Genomic DNA, 15,152 nt, shown 5'->3' with positions numbered 1-15,152 from the left:
CTGCCGACGCGACGGTCAGCGGTCGGCGATGTCCTCGCGGAGGCCGTCGGAGAATTCCCACCACGACAGAGGAAGCCAGTCGCCGTTGACAAAGGCGTCGACCGTCGCACCGCCCCCGCGGACCGTGACGGTTGTTCCTGGCGGGTAGGTGATGCCTGACAATCCTGGCACGGGGACGAGCAGGGTTCCCAGCCTCTGGGCTGCCATGGTCCGTCACTCCCTTCCTGGTGCGACGCCGAAAACTTATATGCCCAGAGAGTACCGGTTTGCCCGATCCGGCAGACCGGAGAATCATGAGAGATGAGTCACGCGGAGAGCGGGCCGGGGCGTGGCGACCGGATACGTGTGCCATCGAGCAGGAGGTCGCATCCATGAAGGCCGTCGTATACAAAGAACCGTTCAGCGTCGCGGTCGAAGAGGTCGACAAGCCCAGCATCCAGCATCCGAACGATGTGATCGTACGGGTCAGCTCCACCGCGATATGCGGCTCCGACCTGCACATGTACGAGGGCCGCACCGCCGCCGAGCCCGGCATCGTCTTCGGCCACGAGAACATGGGAATCATCGAGGAAGTCGGCCAGGGCGTCACCTCGCTCAAGGAGGGCGACCGCGTGGTCATGCCCTTCAACGTCGCCTGCGGCTTCTGCACCAACTGCGTCGATGGATTCACCGGCTACTGCCTGACCGTCAACCCCGGTTTCCCGGGCGGCGCGTACGGCTACGTCGCCATGGGGCCCTGGAAGGGCGGCCAGGCCGAGTACCTGCGCGTTCCCTACGCCGACTTCAACTGCCTGAAGCTGCCGCCGGGACAGGAGCACGAGACCGACTTCATCCTGCTCGCCGACATCTTCCCCACCGGCTACCACGGCTGTGAGCTCGCCCAGGTGCGTCCCGGCGAGAGCGTTGCGGTGTACGGCGCAGGGCCGGTCGGGCTCATGGCCGCCTACTCGGCTCTGCTGCGCGGCGCGAAGAAGGTCTTCTCCGTGGACCGGGTCCCCGAGCGGCTGCAGAAGGCCGAGGAGATCGGCGCGGTTCCGATCAACTTCGCCGAGGGCGACCCGGCCGAGCAGATCAAGGAGCAGACCGAGGGCGTCGGCACGGACAAGGGTGTCGACGCCGTCGGCTACCAGGCGACGGCGCACGGCGCGGACCACGAGGAACCGGCGACTGTCCTGAACTCGCTCGTCGCTACGGTCCGGGCCACCGGAGCGCTCGGCGTGCCCGGCCTCTACGTCCCGTCCGACCCGGGAGGCCCGGACGAGCAGGCCAAGCACGGCATGCTCCTCGTCGCGATCGGCAAGCTCTTCGAGAAGGGCCTGCGGATGGGTACGGGACAGTGCAACGTGAAGCGCTACAACCGGTACCTGCGCGACATGATCATCGAGGGCAGGGCGAAGCCCAGCTTCGTCGTCTCCCACGAACTTCCCCTGGACCAGGCGGCGTCGGCCTACGACAAGTTCGACAAGCGGATCGAGGGCTACACAAAGGTGGTGCTGCACCCGTAGCGCCACGAGCCTTCGGGAATCGCGCCCCCGGCCGCAGGTCGGCGTCAGCCCAGTGGCAGCACCGCCGCCACCGAGAACTCCCGCTCCTCCGGCCCGGCACACAGGGTTCCGCCCAGTGTGACGACCTGACCCTTGAGCCCAGCCAGGCCCGTCCCCCGCCCTCCGGTCGCCGGAGGGCGGGGTGGCACCGATCCGGCGGCGACACCGTCGTTGCGCACGGTCAGCCGTATGTGGTCGACGCCGGTACGGAGTTCGATCTCGCAGAACCCGGCCCGGCTGTGCTCCAGCACATTGCCCACCGCCTCGTGCAGCACCGACCGCAGACAGTCCGCCACCGCGCCCTCCCACCGGAAATGCGGGGGCAGCGAGGTGCGCACCGCTGTCCCGGAGGCGGTGAGGAGCCGCTGGACGTACCCGAACTCGTCGGCGAGTGAGAACGTCGCCCCGGGACTGCTGGTGCGCCGCACGTCCTCCTGCGTCCGCCGCGCCAACTCCACGATCTCCGCGAGCACCAGCGGAACACCACGGCTGGCTGTAGCCGCGACTCCCGGCCGGGCGCACTCGTGAAGACCTCACTCCTCACGGCGTGCGCGCACAGGCGACGGAGAGTCCCACGCGGCCCCGCCGACCCGGGCAAGGTCTCCAGGTGGCACAGTGGGAGACCCGCTGCCCACTTCCCTGGAGACAGGCCCGTCCCCATGCGCTTGCTGCTCATCCGCCACGGTCAGACCCCGTCCAACCTCAAGCACCTGCTGGACACGGCCGCACCGGGGCCGGCGCTGACCCCCTGGGCCAAGAGCAGGCGGACGCCCTCCCCACCGCACTCGCGGAGGAGAAGATCGGCGCGCTCTACGCGTCCACGCTGCTGCGCACCCAGCTCACCGCCGAGCCGCTGGCGGCCCGGACGGGGCTGGAGGTCCGGGTGCGGGACGGCATCCGGGAGCTGTCGGCCGGCGACCTGGAGATGCGGGGCGACGACCAGGCCGTCGAGACGTACCTGACCACCGCCTTCGCCTGGTCGGCGGGAGACACCGGGCTGCGCATGCCGGGCGGGGAGAACGGCGTGGAGGCGCTGCGGCGCTTCGACGCGGTGGTCGAGGAGGCCGCGGGCACGGGGGCGCGGACCGTGGCCATGGTCAGCCACGGCGCCGCCATCCGTATGTGGGCGGCGGCGCGGGCCGAGAACATCGACGTCGACTTCGCGGCCCGGCACGCGCTCCGGAACACCGGTGTCGTCATCCTCTCCGGCGCCCCCGACGAAGGCTGGCGGGTCCATACCTGGGCAGGCCGGTCCGTCGGTCCCGCGGCCGGCGTCCCCGGCGCGAGCGGTCCGGCGGGGGAAGCCGTGGAAGGCGTCGAGGCCTGACCGGTCTCGTCCGTCCGTACTCCGCCGCAGGTCCGTACCCCACACAGGTCCGGAACAGCAACGACGCCAGCGACACTGTGCCGCTGGTGGGCCCCTTCCCTCCCGGCGCGCACCATGTGTACGTGGCGACCGGGTTCGGCGGCTGGGTTCGGCGGCTGGGGCATGAGCGGTGGCGCCATGGCCGGACAACTGCCGGCATCGCTGATCACCGGCGCGGAACCCGAGTGGGCGGGACTCTACGACCCTCGTCGGCTGCGCAGCACCGTCCGGGAGGGCGCGTCGCTGCTGAAGCATCAGGCGGAGGTCGCCCGGCACTTCGTGGGCGACCGGCTGAAGAGCGGCCACGTGGACTCCATCGCCGAGATCGCCCCCGGATCGGGCGCGGTCGTGCGCGTCGAGGGGCGGCGCTGCGCCGTCTACCGCGACGAGGGCGGAGCCGTGCACGCCGTGTCGGCGCGGTGCACGCATCTCGGGTGCCTGGTCGCCTTCAACGAGGCGGAGACCGCGTGGGAGTGCCCCTGCCACGGTTCACGGTTCGGCGTCGACGGCGAGGTGCTCCACGGCCCGGCGGTGCGACCGTTGCCCCCGCGGACGACCTGAGCGCCCGCCGACGGCCGGGCGGCCGGGGCGCTCCACCACTCCCCGGCCGCTGTCCCTCACACGCTGCCGGCTGTCATCCCCGACGCTGACGCAGCGCCGACCGTCCGTTCCGCCATGCCTTCAGGAGATGGGACGCCAGCCGGTTCTCCAGGTGGACGGTGGCATCCGCTCCGAAGGCCACGTCCGGCTCCAGGTGCGGCTCGTCGGCGAGCAGGCCCCCGATCACTTCCCGGCGTACGACCTGTTCGTGCACGGCGTCCGCTTCCACGTGCTCCGCGTAGAAACGCTCGGCCGCGGGGCCGGCGCCGGTGCGCCGCATCGCCGCGGCGAGCCGGCGGGAGCCCGGCGACGAGGTGACCTCGACACAGGCGAAGTGGCCGACCAGTGCTCCGCGCAGCGCGCGGTGCAGGCCGAACAGCGTCATCACGTTCACGACGGCGAGGGCGGGGGCGGGAGCCGCCTCCAGGTAGTGGCCGTAGCGCGTGTCCAGTCCCAGGTCCGCCATCAGGTCGGCGAAGAGCTGGGCGTGGATGTTCTCGGCCCGGCCCGCACCGAACTCGTCGTACTCGATGGCGACCATGCCGGCCTTGGCCCGTCCGCGCAGCCGGGGGATGACCCACGCGTGGGGGTCCGCCTCCTTGAGGTGATAGAGCGAGCGCAGCGCGGCGTACTCCCGGATCTGCCACAGCTCCCCGTGGTGCTCGAGGTGGTGGGCGACGCTGTCGCCGTGGTCGGTGGACTCCACCAGCAGCTCGCCGAACGCCTCGTCCGTGGTGCGGCCGGCCGGCACGTCGGCGCGCAGGGCGCCGAGGAAGCGCTCTTCGAGGGCCCGGCGCAGGGGCATGAGCGCGGGGTCCCACTCACGGTCCTCCGCGACGTCGGCGAAACCGCGGTAATGCAACTCGTAGAGCACGTGGAGGGCCAGGTGCAGGTCCTCCCCGTACGGATCGGCGGCCGCGGCCTCGCCCGCCTCGGGAGGGGCTTGGCCCGGTGAGGCGAGGGCGGCGAATAGTCCGGCCGAGAGCGGTCCCCTGGGCGCGGGCACGGAGGCGGCGGCAGGGCTGCGGTCAGTGCTGGTCGCCGTCATCGGTGTCCTTCGGGTCGTGGCTGTGCGGCTGGTCGCCCTCCTCGCGGGGCGCGGCGCCGGGGGGTTTCCTGCGGCGGCGGTGGCTGGTGTCGCACCACGGGAGGATGCGGCTGCGGCGGCAGGTGCAGACGGCGACGACGAACCGGTCGGAGGCGGCGATCGTGCCGTCCTCCTGAACGATCTCCACCGGTCCTTCGATCAGCATCGGCCCGTTGCCGTCGACGGTCACACGCCTGGGCCGGTCAGCTTCGTTCGGCACGGATGACCACCAGTTCCTCTTTGTCCTCGCCGGGGCCGATCAGGCCCTGGGCCCGCAGCCACGGCAGCCGCTCGGTGATCACGGGACCGAAGGGCACGTAGGAGCGGTCCGTCACCGAGCAGCGCAGCCCGCTGTCGGTCAGTTGTCGCAGCGTTTCCTCCACGCCGCAGAGCCCGGAGTGCACCATGAGCAGGACGCCGTGCGGTCGCAGCACGTCCCGGGCGTGCGCACAGATCCGGTCGACGGCCTGCCGTCCGCGGCGGCCCGCGTCCCAGGCGACCGCCGGTCTGTGGCTGCGGGGGCGGTGCGCGTGGGGCGTGGGCACGTACGGCGGGTTGCTCACCACCACGTCGAAGCGCTGCCGGGCCACCGGCCCGGTGAGGTCGCCGCGCCGGACCCGGACGCGGTGCCCGGCACGGACGGCGTTCATCCGGGCCGTCAGCACCGCCCGCCATGAGATGTCGGTCGCCGTCACCCGGGCCCCCGTCCGCGCGGCGAACAGAGCGAGCGCGCCGCTTCCGGTGCAGACGTCGAGGACGTCCGTGTCCGCCGTGACGCCTTCGGTGTGGAGCGCCTGTGCGAGCAGGTAGGTGTCGGCCTGGGGGGCGTAGACCCCGGGCAGGGTCCACAGGTTCCCGAAATCGGCGGGCCGTAGCCGTACGGCAGCAGTCGCCATCTGAAGCCTCCATGGGATACGAACAGGGACCGGTCTTCGTCCGTCTCACCAGGCGCGTGCCCACCTCATTCAGGTTCGGTGTGCCCACGGCACGCTGCCACTCGAGCAGTGGTCCCCGATCGGTCTCCTGCCCTGTGAAAGCTGTCGCATGCTGAGGTACTGGTGGACAACGCCGCACAGGGGACGCAAGCGGCACGAGGGACGCGGGGTGGGGACCTGCCGACCGGCGCGCGGTCGGGGCGGCACGAGTGTCCCCGGAACTCCGGAACTCTCCTGCCGCTCCTCCCTCCGTCTCCGTGTTCCCGGCCGGGCTCACCCGCTCGCTCCCCGGCCGGGCGTACTCGTCAGACGGCGGGGGTGAAACGGTCCCAGGCGCGGTGGCCCGAGAGGAGACCCGTCACGTCCCGCAGCACCGCGGCCGCGCGCTCGCCGACCACCACGCCCACAAAGGCCGCGGACAGGCCGGCCGCCTCCAGAACACCGGTCCCTCCGCCCCAGGCCCCGAGGACCTTGCCGTGGCGGTACGCCTCGGTGACCATCAGCAGCAGCCGGGGGTCCACGCCGGTGGCCGCGGCCGCCGTGCCTCAGGTGTGATGATCACGAGTGTCGGCGACGTCGGCCGGATCCTGAACACGGCGGAGCCCCCGGTGCGGCGGGAGCTGTCCGGGAACTCACCGCACGGAGGTCTTCGTGTCTCGCCGCAACGCCCGGTCGACCTTCTTCGGGAGGCTTCTCCTGGTCGAACGTGTCGTATCCGGCCGTCCGGCGGCTCACGTCGCCGCAGGAACGGGCGTCTCCCGGACCACTGCTCACCCGTGCATGCGACGGTGGCGGGCCGACGGCCGGGGCAGCCCGGCACGCGTACGTCCGCCCGGCCGAAGTGGGCGTCGAGGTGACCTCCCGCCCTCCTGTCAGGAGCTCTTCCCCTTTCCGACGGCACTTTCCCGAAGGCGCGAAGCGGCTCCCCCCGGACCACCGCACCCCTCACAGCCATGCGCCGAGCCGTGCCCCGGCTATGTCTCCACGCCGGGCACCCGGGCGAGAGCCGTGTCGAGCAGGCGGCGCAGCCGGGCGGGGGTCGGTGCGACAGCGGTGGCGAGCAGTGCCGAGCCGTCGGCGAGCGGTGCCAGAACGCAGTGTCCCTCCACCGGGTCGCCGAGGAGGACGGCCGCCGGGGGCACGTCCAGCCCGGGGTCGACGAGGAGGAGCTGGCCGGTCGCGCGGTGGCCGCCCAGGACGGCGGGCCCGTCCCAGGCAGGCGTCGGGGCGCCGTAGACGGTGTGCTGGTCGAGGATCGGCCGGCCGTCGCGCCGCACGGTCAGCCGCGTGGACAGGTGGCCCGGCGGCTCGGCGGTGCGTCCGAGGAGCTGCTCTTCCCGCAGGAGCAGCCGGGAGCTGCCGGCGAGTTCCACCCGGTACGTCTGATGCACGGTGCTGCCCCGGGTGCTGATCAGCGGCTGGGGCAGCCAGCGCAGGGAGGCTTCCTCGCCGACGGTGAGCCGTACGTCGTAGGTGGCGGGGTCGGCGGTGGGGCCGCGCAGGGCGATGGTGGCGGCGGCCGTGGTCACCTCCAGCCGGGTGCGCGCCTCGGCGGTGACGTCGAGCGCGAGTCTGTCCCCGCCGAGGGGTGCGCTCATCGCGCCCAGCACGCAGACCCGTGCCCACTCCCCACGGGGCCGGAGCCGGCGCAGGTGGAAGGGCCCGTCGCTGTGCAGGAGAGGGACCGTGGTGGCGCGGCCGTTGTGGGTGGCCCGCAGGCGGGCGGTGGCGTGGACACCTGCGGGGTGGGCGGGAGCGGGGTCGACGGTATGGGGAGCGGCGGGGCAGGCGGCCGGCAGCGGTGCGGCGGCCCTCACCGGGCGGCTCCGGCGTGCCAGGCGGCGAGGCGCTCGGTGACCCAGTCGGCGACCGGGCGGACCCCGTCGGCCGTCGTCAGGCTGGTGAAGGCGAACGGCAGGTCCTTGCGCTGCCTGCGGGAGTCGGCCGCCATGGCGTCCAGGTCGGCTCCGACGTACGGGGCCAGGTCGGTCTTGTTGACCACGAGGAGATCGGCGGTGGTGATGCCCGGGCCTCCCTTGCGCGGGATGTCGTCGCCGCCGGCCACGTCGATGACGAAGACCTGGTGGTCGACGAGTCCGCGGGAGAAGGTCGCGGTGAGGTTGTCCCCTCCGGACTCGATGAGGATCAGGTCGAGCGGTTCCAGGGTCTGTTCGAGCTGCTCGACCGCTTCGAGGTTGGCGGAGATGTCGTCGCGGATCGCGGTGTGCGGGCAGGCTCCCGTCTCCACGGCGGTGATCCGCTCCGGTGGCAGCACCGCCTCGCGGCGCAGGAACGCCGCGTCCTCCTGGGTGTAGATGTCGTTGGTGACCACGGCGATCGACAGCCGGTCCCGCAGCGTGCGGCACAGGGCGGCGACGGTCGCGGTCTTGCCCGAGCCGACCGGTCCGCCGAAGCCGATCCGCAGGGCGCGGCGGCTGCCGTCCGGGCGCCGGGGATCGGCGCTGTAGGTGTGGCGCTGCGGCATGGTCACGGGGTGGTCCAGATGCACGGGGGCTCCAGGTCTGCGGGGGGTCAGGAAGCGAAGAGGCGAACGGTCCAGGCGGCATGCTGCTCGCCGGTGATGTCCAGCAGGGGGGCGGACGCGGCGGGCAGGACGGTGACGCCCTCGGCGGCGACGCGCCCCGCCGCGTCGGACGCGGCGCCGGCGACGGCGTCGAGGTCGTCGGCGAGCCGGGCCAGCACCGCGGTGGCCTCGAAGGGGTCGAGGCTCAGCAGGCGCACCGCCGCGGTCGCCGGACCGCCGACACTCTCGTACACGGCGGCGTGGGCGGCGTCGAGCGCGGTGAGTCCGGCGGCGCGGGCCGCGACGCCGAGGACGACCGGCTGGTGGGCCCCCTGCGGCCGGTGGCGGGCGAGGTGGTCGAGGCCGGCGCAGGGCCAGGTGGCGCGGGCCGCGCGCATCATCTGCCGGCCCAGGCGGCGCGCGACGCGACGCAGCGTTGGTGCGGGGGTGCGGGTGTCGGCGGCGTCGTCCAGGGCCAGGGCGTCGTATCCGGTGGCGGCCGCGGCGGCGAGGCCGGCCGCGGTCAGTCCGGCGGTGTGCAGCCGCCCGCGGCAGAACGTCTCCAGGCTCGCGGTGTCGTGCACGCTTCCGGAGGCGACCGCGGCCTCCATCCCGCCGGAGTGGGCGTGCCCTCCGGCGGGGAAGCGGCCGTCGGCCAGGATGAGCAGGGCGGTGCGGCTCATGGGGTGACGGGCCCTCCTTTCGCGAGGCGCGGGGCCGGCCCCCGTCGGTGCGGCCGGCCCGGATCGCGGGTGTCGGAACAGTCGGAACGGTCAGAACAGGAAGTAGCGCTGGGCCATGGGCAGTTCCGTCGCGTAGTTCCGTCCGACCTCGTGTCCGTCCACCGTGGTGCGGACGTCGGAGGTGGTGGCGCCGCCGATGGTGACCTCGAAGGTGTCGGGGTCGACGACGATGTCCGGCAGGCCGTCGTTGTGCACCATGTCGGCCTTGGTGACCTCCCGGGTGGAACGGATCGCGCGCAGGGGCTTGAGCAGTCCGGTCCGGGAGAGTTCGCCGTCGAGGGCCGCCTCCGCGACGAAGTTGAAGGAGTTCGCCCCGGGGGACCGGCCCCGGGAGCCCCAGACCGGGCGCGGCAGATAGGGCTGCGGGGTGGGGATGGAGGCGTTGGCGTCGCCGATCTGCGCGTAGGCGATCTGGCCGCCCTTGATGACCATGTGGGGTTTCACGCCGAAGAACTTGGGTTCCCAGAGGACCAGGTCGGCGAGTTTGCCCGGCTCGACGGAGCCGACCTCGTGGCCGATGCCGTGGGTGAGGGCCGGGTTGATGGTGTACTTGGCGACGTAGCGCCGGGCCCTGAAGTTGTCCGCGCCGGCGTCGTCCTCCCGCAGGTGGCCGTAGCGGGACTTCATGACGTGCGCGGTCTGCCAGGTCCGCATGACCATTTCTCCGATGCGGCCCATGGCCTGGGCGTCGGAGGACATCATCGAGATGGCGCCCATGTCGTGCAGCAGGTCCTCGGCGGCCATCGTGGAGGGCCGGATCCGCGAGTCGGCGAACTTCATGTCGGCCTCGACCTCGGGGTTGAGGTGGTGGCACACGATCATCATGTCGACGTGTTCCTTGACGGTGTTGACCGTCAGGGGCCGGGTGGGGTTCGTCGAGGCGGGCAGCACGTTCGGCTTGCTCACGAGGCTGATCATGTCGGGCGCGTGGCCGCCACCGGCGCCTTCAACGTGGAAGATGTGCAGGCTGCGGTACTTGGCGTCCTTGGTGCGGCGGTCCTTCTTGGTGGCGGCGAAGGTGTGCTGCACGAAGCCGGACTCGTTCAGGGAGTCGGCGTGCAGGGCGACCTGGACCCCGGTCTCCTCGCACACCGTCAGGGCCGCGTCGATCACCGCGGGGGTCGCGCCCCAGTCCTCGTGGATCTTGAAGCCGAGGGCGCCGGCGGCGACCTGGTCGAGCAGCGCCTTCTCGGAGACCGTGCTGCCCTTGGCGAGCAGGCCGATGTTCACCGGGTAGGCGTCGAGTGCCTCGAACATCCGCTGGATGTGCCACTTGCCGGGCGTGACGGTCGTGGCCGTACTGCCCTCGGCGGGGCCGGTGCCGCCCCCGATCAGGGTCGTCACGCCCGAGGCGAGCGCCTCGTGGATCTGGTTGGGGCACAGGAAGTGCACGTGCGTGTCGACGCCACCGGCGGTCAGGATGCGCCCCTTTCCGGAGATCACCTCCGTCTCGGGCCCCACGACGAAGTCGGACGCGCGCGGGTCGTCGTTGGGGCGCGGCGACATGGTCTCGGGGTTGTACGCCTTGCCGATCGCCTGGATCCGGCCGTCGCGCAGTCCGATGTCGGCCTTCACCACACCCCAGTGGTCCAGGATCAGGGCGCCGGTGATCACCGTGTCCACCGGCTTGCGCGGATCATCGCGGGGGATGTGCGACTGGCCCATGGACTCGCGGATCACTTTGCCTCCGCCGAAGACCATCTCGTCACCGCTGCGTCCCGGGCCGCCGCACCAGTCCTCCTCGATCCTGAGGACGAGGTTGGTATCGGCGAGCCGGACCCGGTCACCGGCCGTGGGGCCGTAGAGGTCGGCATAGCGGGACCGCAGCAGTGGGGCCGAAGGGTTACCGGTCTCGTCGGGCATCGAGGTGCTTCTCCTCTTCGCTCTTGCCGGCCTGGAGTCCGCCGACGATCCGGTCGCCGGCGAGGGGCACCAGCGACACGGTCCGCTCGTCACCGGGTTCGAACCGCTCGGACGTGCCGGACGCGATGTGCAGCCGCATGCCGTGGGCGGCGTCGCGGGGAAAGTCGAGCTCTTCGTTCACCTCGGCGAAGTGGAAGTGGGAGCCCACCTGGATCGGACGGTCCGAAGGATTGGACACGTGCAGCGGGACGGGCGTGGAGCCCTCGTTGAAGGCCACCCGGTACTCGTCCTCGTCCGGCAGCGGTTCCGTTTTGCCCGGGTGGACGTCGACCTCGGTGGCTGCCGCGTCGAACGGGTCGTGAAGGGTGACCAGCTTCGTTCCGTCCGGGAACGTCGCCTCGACCTGGACGTGGGTGATCATCTCCGGCACGCCGTCCATGACGTCGCCGCGCCGCAGCACGTGACGCCCGGACTCCATCACGGAGTCGACCGTCGCCCCGGCCCGCGCCTCTTCGTAGACGTGCGCCGTCAGCAGCGCCATGACCTCGGGATAGTTCAGCGGCAGTCCTCGCTCGCGGCGCCGCCGGGCGACATCCGCCGCCACGTGGACCAGCAGGCGCTCCTGCTCGTGCGGAGTCAGGTGCATGCCGTCCCCCTCTCCTGTTCGTCGCTTCACCTGGGCCGTGCGGCTCGTCGGAGCCACACGGCGCGACGCCCCTCCCGCGTCCGCCGCAGGCCGATCCTCGGGGAGGAAAGGACTCCGATAAGGAGAAATCGACCTCAAAGGCCCTGATCGAATGAAACGGAGGCACGGGTGGCATATGGGGCGCAGCCGCGGGAACGCCGACCGCCCCTTCCAGCCCTCTCGGGCAGTACACGACCGTTGCCGCGGGCGCAGCCGTCCATGGGCCGCCCCCGCTCAATAGGCCGGCCGCACCGCAAGCGCGCCCGGCCTATTGGGCGGGGGCGTTCCGCTCGCAGGCGTACAGGTCAGGCGTCGCACACGCGCTCCCCGTTGCCCAGGGACCAACGGCCCTGTTCCCCAGGGCCCTTGGGGCATATACCCCCGATGTCATACTGACCTGCGGTTTCTCCCCGTCAGGACCCGTCGGTTCGGTGTCTGTTCACCGCCGAACCGCTCCCGCGCCCCGACCCGTTCCTCAAGGAGCCCAGCCATGCCCCGACTCTTCTGCCCGCTTCCGGCGAAGGCCCCGGACCGACCGGGCCGGTGGGCTTCCGGCCCGGTCGCCGCCCGGGCCGGGTCCGGGCCCGGCTCCGTACAGGGCGCCGTCGTCGGGCGCGAGACGGGAAGGGCCCGCTGACCATGAGCACGGAGGACAGGACGTACCACACACTCCTCGCCCGGCACGAGGCGATGCGGCTGCGTCAGCAGTTGCTCTCCCCCGGGGGCGACCCGCGCACCGGCCGCGGTGGCCGCACCGGCCGGCCCTCGGCCGAAGAGGCGCACGACGCGGCCGCCGACCGGCAGATCATCATGCGCGACCTGGACCTGGTGGCTCCGCTCGACGAGCTGATCACCGACCTGTACCGGGCGCTGTTCACCCGGCATCCCTCACTGCGGTCGCTCTTCCCCGCCTCGATGGCGTTCCAGCAGGAGCATCTGGCACGGGCATTCTGGTATCTGATCGAGCACCTGGACCGCCCCGAGGAGATCACCGAGACCTTCACCCGGCTCGGCCGCGACCATCGCAAACTCGGTGTACGCCCGGCGCAGTACGCCGCGTTCAAGGACGCGCTGCGCGAAGCGCTGCGGCTCCGCGCGGGCGAGCACTGGAGCCCGGAGCTCGAACGGGCGTGGACGCGGATGCTGCAGCTCGGCGTCACCGCCATGGTCCGGGGCGCGGAGTCCGCGTTGCACGAACCACCGTGCTGGCAGGCCACGGTGACGGGCCATCGGCGATACGGGCCGGACCTGGCGGTGCTCCGTCTCCTGCCGCACGAAACCTTCCGGTACCGGGCCGGCCAGCACGCCGCGCTGGAGTCCGCCCGGCTGCCGCACACCTGGCGCCCGTACTACCTGGCCGACGGACCCGGCCCGGACGGGGAGGTCGAGGTGCACGTCCGGTGTACCGGACCCGGCGGGGTCAGCGAGACGCTGGTACGCCGCACCGCGCCCGGGGACGAGGTACGGCTCGGGCCGCCGAAGGGCGACCTGACGCTCGGCACGGAGCCCCTGGACACCGTGCGGTTGGTCGCCTGGGACACCGGCTGGGCCGCGATGAAGGCGCTGCTGCAGGAGCTGGACGGTCACGTGCGGCGGTCACCCGCACACCGGGTACGCCGGGTACGGCTCTTCCTGGGTGCCGACTCGCTGTCCGACCTCCACGACACCGAGTACCTGACCGGCCTCGAGCAACGCCACTCCTGGCTGACCGTGGTTCCGACGGCGGGCAGGGCTCCGGGCGAGGGCATGTACGACCGGCTGGTCCTCGCGGTGGCCCGGAGCACCCCCCTCGCGGAGGGCCGCACCCTGGTCGCCGGGCCGCCGGACATGGTCCGTACGGTGGCGGCCGGACTCGTCCACGCCGGGCATCCCGCCGCTCGCATCGTCCACGACACGTTGCCGCCCGGCCCGCCCGTCCTGCCACGGTTCACGGAGGGGCACGGGACGACCGGGGACTTCATGCCCCCGGGTCAGCAGGTTCCCGCCTGAACCGGCCGCCTGGGCGCGGACCGGCATACACACCCTCATGGCCATGCGCCGCGGGCCGATCCCGGCAGGATGGCGCTTTTCGCTGCCGACGTGGTCGGTGCTCCCGCCCTCCGGGGGCCGACTTCGGCGCCCGCTCGGTGAGCTGCCGCGACCAGCGCTCTCGCCGGTCCGGTCGGTCGCGGGCCCTCGCCTCAGGTTCCGGGGGCGATCCTCGCGGCCGGCTGCCCGTCGGTCTCCGCATGCGGCAGGGCCCCTGAGAGCCCCCTGCGGGCCGAACCGACCCGGGCTCACCGGCAGTCCTGGCCCTCCGGCGTCTCCTCGGCCATCGGATCCGCCGTTGCCCGGACATCTCCCCACCCGAGGGTGTGGAGCGCCTCGCGCAGCGCGGGGCTCGGGGCGAAACCGTACGCGGCCCGGAGGGAGCCCGCCAGCAAGGTGATCCAGGCATCGGCCAGTGCGCCGATCTCCACGGGACGGCCGTTCCTCAGCCAGAGGAGGGACATCTCGTCGCAGGCGGCACCGAACCCCCGTACGGGCAGGAGGAGCGCGGGGTCGTCGGCGTCGAGGCCGAGCAACGCGCAGATGGCCCGGACCCCTTCCTCCCGTGTCGCCTCGAAGGCCGCCGACGCCACGTCGGCGGCCTGTGCGCGGCGCAGGACGAGATTCAGCGCGATGTCCTCGTGCTCGGCCAGAAAAACCAGATGCGCGGTGAAATGCTGCCGCAGCCGGTCGACGACGGGCCCTTCGGAGGCGAACTCCGTTGCGGTCCGCAGTTGTTGGTCGACCTCTCGCACGGCCTCGGCGTAGAGGCTCTCCTTGCCCTTGAAGTGATGGGACAGCAGTCCGTGCGCGACACCTGCCGTCCGGGCGATGTCCCCGACGGTGACTTCCCCGTAGGGGCGCCGGGAGAAGTTCTCCAACGCCGCCCGCAACAGCTTCTGGCGTGTCTCCTGGGCAGCCAGCTGCCGCCGGGTCGGCGGCTTACCTGCTTCGGGCGGGGCCACCTCAACTCCTTCCCGGCGATGACGACCTGTCGTCCCGCAGCGTATGCGAGGCCGGCGCGCCCTCCTGCGCCGGGACCATTGATTGATTGGCAGTCAATGACTTACATTCAACATAAGCTGCGGCATGCCGCTCGGGCGACGCCGCGAGACGCGAGAAGGGACCACGACATGGTTCTCCGCTTACCGCTCCCCGCCGAGGACGACCCGGTCTGGACGTCCGCCAACGGCTTCGTCGTCCGCAGGAACGAGGGCGTCGTCCGGCTCACGGGGCACGAGACGTTCTCGGTCAAGGTCACGGGAGAGGAGACGGACGGCGCCCTCGCGTTCATGGACGGAACCGTCGAACCCGGCCACGGCAACGTCCCGCACGTCCATTCGAAGGAGGACGAAGCCTTCTACGTCCTGTCCGGCGAGTTCGAGTTCCTCAACGGGGCCGAGAGGTTCACCGCCGGTCCCGAGGACTTCGTCTACATCCCCAAGGGCACACGTCACGGTTTCAGGAATCCGAGCCGGGAACCGGCCCGGCTGCTGGTCTTCTACACACCCGCCGGACCCGAGTCGTTCTTCCTGGCCCACGGCGAGACGGACCGCGCCCCGGAACCCTGGCCCGACGAAAAGTTCAACGAAATGGTGGACATCCTCGGCGCGCACAACATGGTGCTCCTGCCCGGGGACAACGACTGGGACTGAGCACCTGTCCGGAGACCCGGCCGGGGTGAGCGTTCGCGTGGAGTTCGACGGGGAGAGCGTCGGCGCGCTGCAGGCCGACGCTCTCCTCTCCTCCGTCAGGACACTTCAGGACGGCGTCGAAG

At 71.9% G+C, this 15,152-nt stretch carries 15 protein-coding genes and 2 pseudogenes; 5 read left to right on the top strand and 12 right to left on the bottom strand.

The window, feature by feature from the left end:
• Window positions 1–15: 15 nt before the first annotated feature.
• The gene (locus OHB56_RS31445) at window positions 16–207 is read right to left on the bottom strand and encodes a hypothetical protein (protein ID WP_326755278.1); all 192 of its coding nucleotides are present in this window, start codon (window positions 205–207) and stop codon (window positions 16–18) included.
• 164 nt (window positions 208–371) lie between these two features.
• Between OHB56_RS31445 and OHB56_RS31440 the strand changes: the two genes are divergently transcribed.
• Window positions 372–1,505 (top strand): glutathione-independent formaldehyde dehydrogenase, encoded by a 1,134-nt coding sequence (locus tag OHB56_RS31440; RefSeq protein ID WP_406356912.1) that lies wholly within the window; start codon window positions 372–374, stop codon window positions 1,503–1,505.
• 44 nt (window positions 1,506–1,549) lie between these two features.
• Here OHB56_RS31440 and OHB56_RS31435 read toward each other — a convergent pair whose 3' ends face one another.
• The gene (locus OHB56_RS31435; RefSeq protein ID WP_406356910.1) at window positions 1,550–2,017 is read right to left on the bottom strand and encodes a sensor histidine kinase; all 468 of its coding nucleotides are present in this window, start codon (window positions 2,015–2,017) and stop codon (window positions 1,550–1,552) included.
• A 186-nt stretch (window positions 2,018–2,203) separates the two neighbouring features.
• On the opposite strand from OHB56_RS31435, the pseudogene OHB56_RS31430 reads away from it, so the two are divergent.
• Window positions 2,204–2,871 (top strand): annotated as a pseudogene (locus OHB56_RS31430) (histidine phosphatase family protein).
• A gap of 59 nt (window positions 2,872–2,930) precedes the next feature.
• Window positions 2,931–3,471 (top strand): annotated as a pseudogene (locus OHB56_RS31425) (Rieske 2Fe-2S domain-containing protein); the annotation flags it as partial.
• Window positions 3,472–3,544: 73 nt separating this feature from the next.
• Here the strand turns inward: OHB56_RS31425 and OHB56_RS31420 are convergent.
• The 9 genes from OHB56_RS31420 to OHB56_RS31380 form a co-directional block, all read right to left on the bottom strand.
• Window positions 3,545–4,558 carry an iron-containing redox enzyme family protein gene (locus OHB56_RS31420; RefSeq protein ID WP_406356909.1) on the bottom strand — a complete coding sequence of 338 codons (1,014 nt, stop codon included), beginning with the start codon at window positions 4,556–4,558 and terminating at the stop codon, window positions 3,545–3,547.
• Complete coding sequence (locus tag OHB56_RS31415; RefSeq protein ID WP_406356907.1) at window positions 4,539–4,817, bottom strand: CDGSH iron-sulfur domain-containing protein; 279 nt, start codon at window positions 4,815–4,817, stop codon at window positions 4,539–4,541. Before OHB56_RS31415 ends, OHB56_RS31420 begins: the two co-directional genes overlap by 20 nt.
• Window positions 4,801–5,493, bottom strand: a complete 693-nt coding sequence (locus OHB56_RS31410; RefSeq protein ID WP_326755263.1) for a HemK2/MTQ2 family protein methyltransferase — start codon at window positions 5,491–5,493, stop codon at window positions 4,801–4,803. The genes OHB56_RS31415 and OHB56_RS31410 overlap by 17 nt, the downstream gene beginning before the upstream one ends.
• A 344-nt stretch (window positions 5,494–5,837) precedes the next feature.
• On the bottom strand, window positions 5,838–6,053 hold the full coding sequence (locus OHB56_RS31405) for a hypothetical protein (protein WP_406356904.1): 216 nt from the start codon (window positions 6,051–6,053) through the stop codon (window positions 5,838–5,840).
• A 453-nt stretch (window positions 6,054–6,506) separates the two neighbouring features.
• Window positions 6,507–7,349: an urease accessory protein UreD gene (locus OHB56_RS31400; protein ID WP_406356902.1), complete on the bottom strand. Its 843-nt coding sequence runs from the start codon at window positions 7,347–7,349 to the stop codon at window positions 6,507–6,509.
• Window positions 7,346–8,041, bottom strand: coding sequence for an urease accessory protein UreG (gene ureG / locus OHB56_RS31395; RefSeq protein ID WP_406356900.1), 696 nt, complete (start codon window positions 8,039–8,041; stop codon window positions 7,346–7,348). Before ureG ends, OHB56_RS31400 begins: the two co-directional genes overlap by 4 nt.
• Window positions 8,042–8,064: 23 nt before the next feature.
• Entirely contained in the window at window positions 8,065–8,739 is a 675-nt protein-coding gene (locus OHB56_RS31390) for an urease accessory protein UreF (protein WP_406356899.1), read from the bottom strand.
• Between the two features lie 90 nt (window positions 8,740–8,829).
• The gene (locus OHB56_RS31385; protein WP_406356897.1) at window positions 8,830–10,662 is read right to left on the bottom strand and encodes an urease subunit alpha; all 1,833 of its coding nucleotides are present in this window, start codon (window positions 10,660–10,662) and stop codon (window positions 8,830–8,832) included.
• Entirely contained in the window at window positions 10,643–11,308 is a 666-nt protein-coding gene (locus OHB56_RS31380; protein WP_406356895.1) for an urease subunit gamma, read from the bottom strand. Before OHB56_RS31380 ends, OHB56_RS31385 begins: the two co-directional genes overlap by 20 nt.
• Before the next feature lie 678 nt (window positions 11,309–11,986).
• Here OHB56_RS31380 and OHB56_RS31375 point away from each other — a divergent pair.
• On the top strand, window positions 11,987–13,336 hold the full coding sequence (locus OHB56_RS31375; protein ID WP_406356894.1) for a globin domain-containing protein: 1,350 nt from the start codon (window positions 11,987–11,989) through the stop codon (window positions 13,334–13,336).
• 287 nt (window positions 13,337–13,623) lie between these two features.
• Here the strand turns inward: OHB56_RS31375 and OHB56_RS31370 are convergent, their stop codons facing one another.
• On the bottom strand, window positions 13,624–14,340 hold the full coding sequence (locus OHB56_RS31370; protein ID WP_406356893.1) for a TetR/AcrR family transcriptional regulator: 717 nt from the start codon (window positions 14,338–14,340) through the stop codon (window positions 13,624–13,626).
• A 168-nt stretch (window positions 14,341–14,508) separates the two neighbouring features.
• Between OHB56_RS31370 and OHB56_RS31365 the strand changes: the two genes are divergently transcribed.
• Entirely contained in the window at window positions 14,509–15,030 is a 522-nt protein-coding gene (locus OHB56_RS31365) for a cupin domain-containing protein (RefSeq protein ID WP_406356891.1), read from the top strand.
• Window positions 15,031–15,152 lie beyond the last annotated feature (122 nt).

It is taken from the genome of Streptomyces sp. NBC_01635, from assembly GCF_045209715.1.
GTDB lineage: Bacteria > Actinomycetota > Actinomycetes > Streptomycetales > Streptomycetaceae > Streptomyces > Streptomyces hirsutus.
This window is presented reverse-complemented; position numbering and strand designations above follow the sequence as displayed.

Excerpts from the sequence above, each read along its gene's own strand:
- OHB56_RS31380 (WP_406356895.1), bottom strand. The coding sequence starts at position 11,308 with ATGCACCTGACTCCGCACGAGCAGGAGCGCCTGCTGGTCCACGTGGCG.
- OHB56_RS31385 (WP_406356897.1), bottom strand. The coding sequence starts at position 10,662 with ATGCCCGACGAGACCGGTAACCCTTCGGCCCCACTGCTGCGGTCCCGC.
- OHB56_RS31445 (WP_326755278.1), bottom strand. The coding sequence starts at position 207 with ATGGCAGCCCAGAGGCTGGGAACCCTGCTCGTCCCCGTGCCAGGATTG.
- OHB56_RS31375 (WP_406356894.1), top strand. The coding sequence starts at position 11,987 with ATGAGCACGGAGGACAGGACGTACCACACACTCCTCGCCCGGCACGAG.
- OHB56_RS31410 (WP_326755263.1), bottom strand. The coding sequence starts at position 5,493 with ATGGCGACTGCTGCCGTACGGCTACGGCCCGCCGATTTCGGGAACCTG.
- OHB56_RS31420 (WP_406356909.1), bottom strand. The coding sequence starts at position 4,558 with ATGACGGCGACCAGCACTGACCGCAGCCCTGCCGCCGCCTCCGTGCCC.
- OHB56_RS31440 (WP_406356912.1), top strand. The coding sequence starts at position 372 with ATGAAGGCCGTCGTATACAAAGAACCGTTCAGCGTCGCGGTCGAAGAG.
- OHB56_RS31365 (WP_406356891.1), top strand. The coding sequence starts at position 14,509 with ATGGTTCTCCGCTTACCGCTCCCCGCCGAGGACGACCCGGTCTGGACG.
- OHB56_RS31390 (WP_406356899.1), bottom strand. The coding sequence starts at position 8,739 with ATGAGCCGCACCGCCCTGCTCATCCTGGCCGACGGCCGCTTCCCCGCC.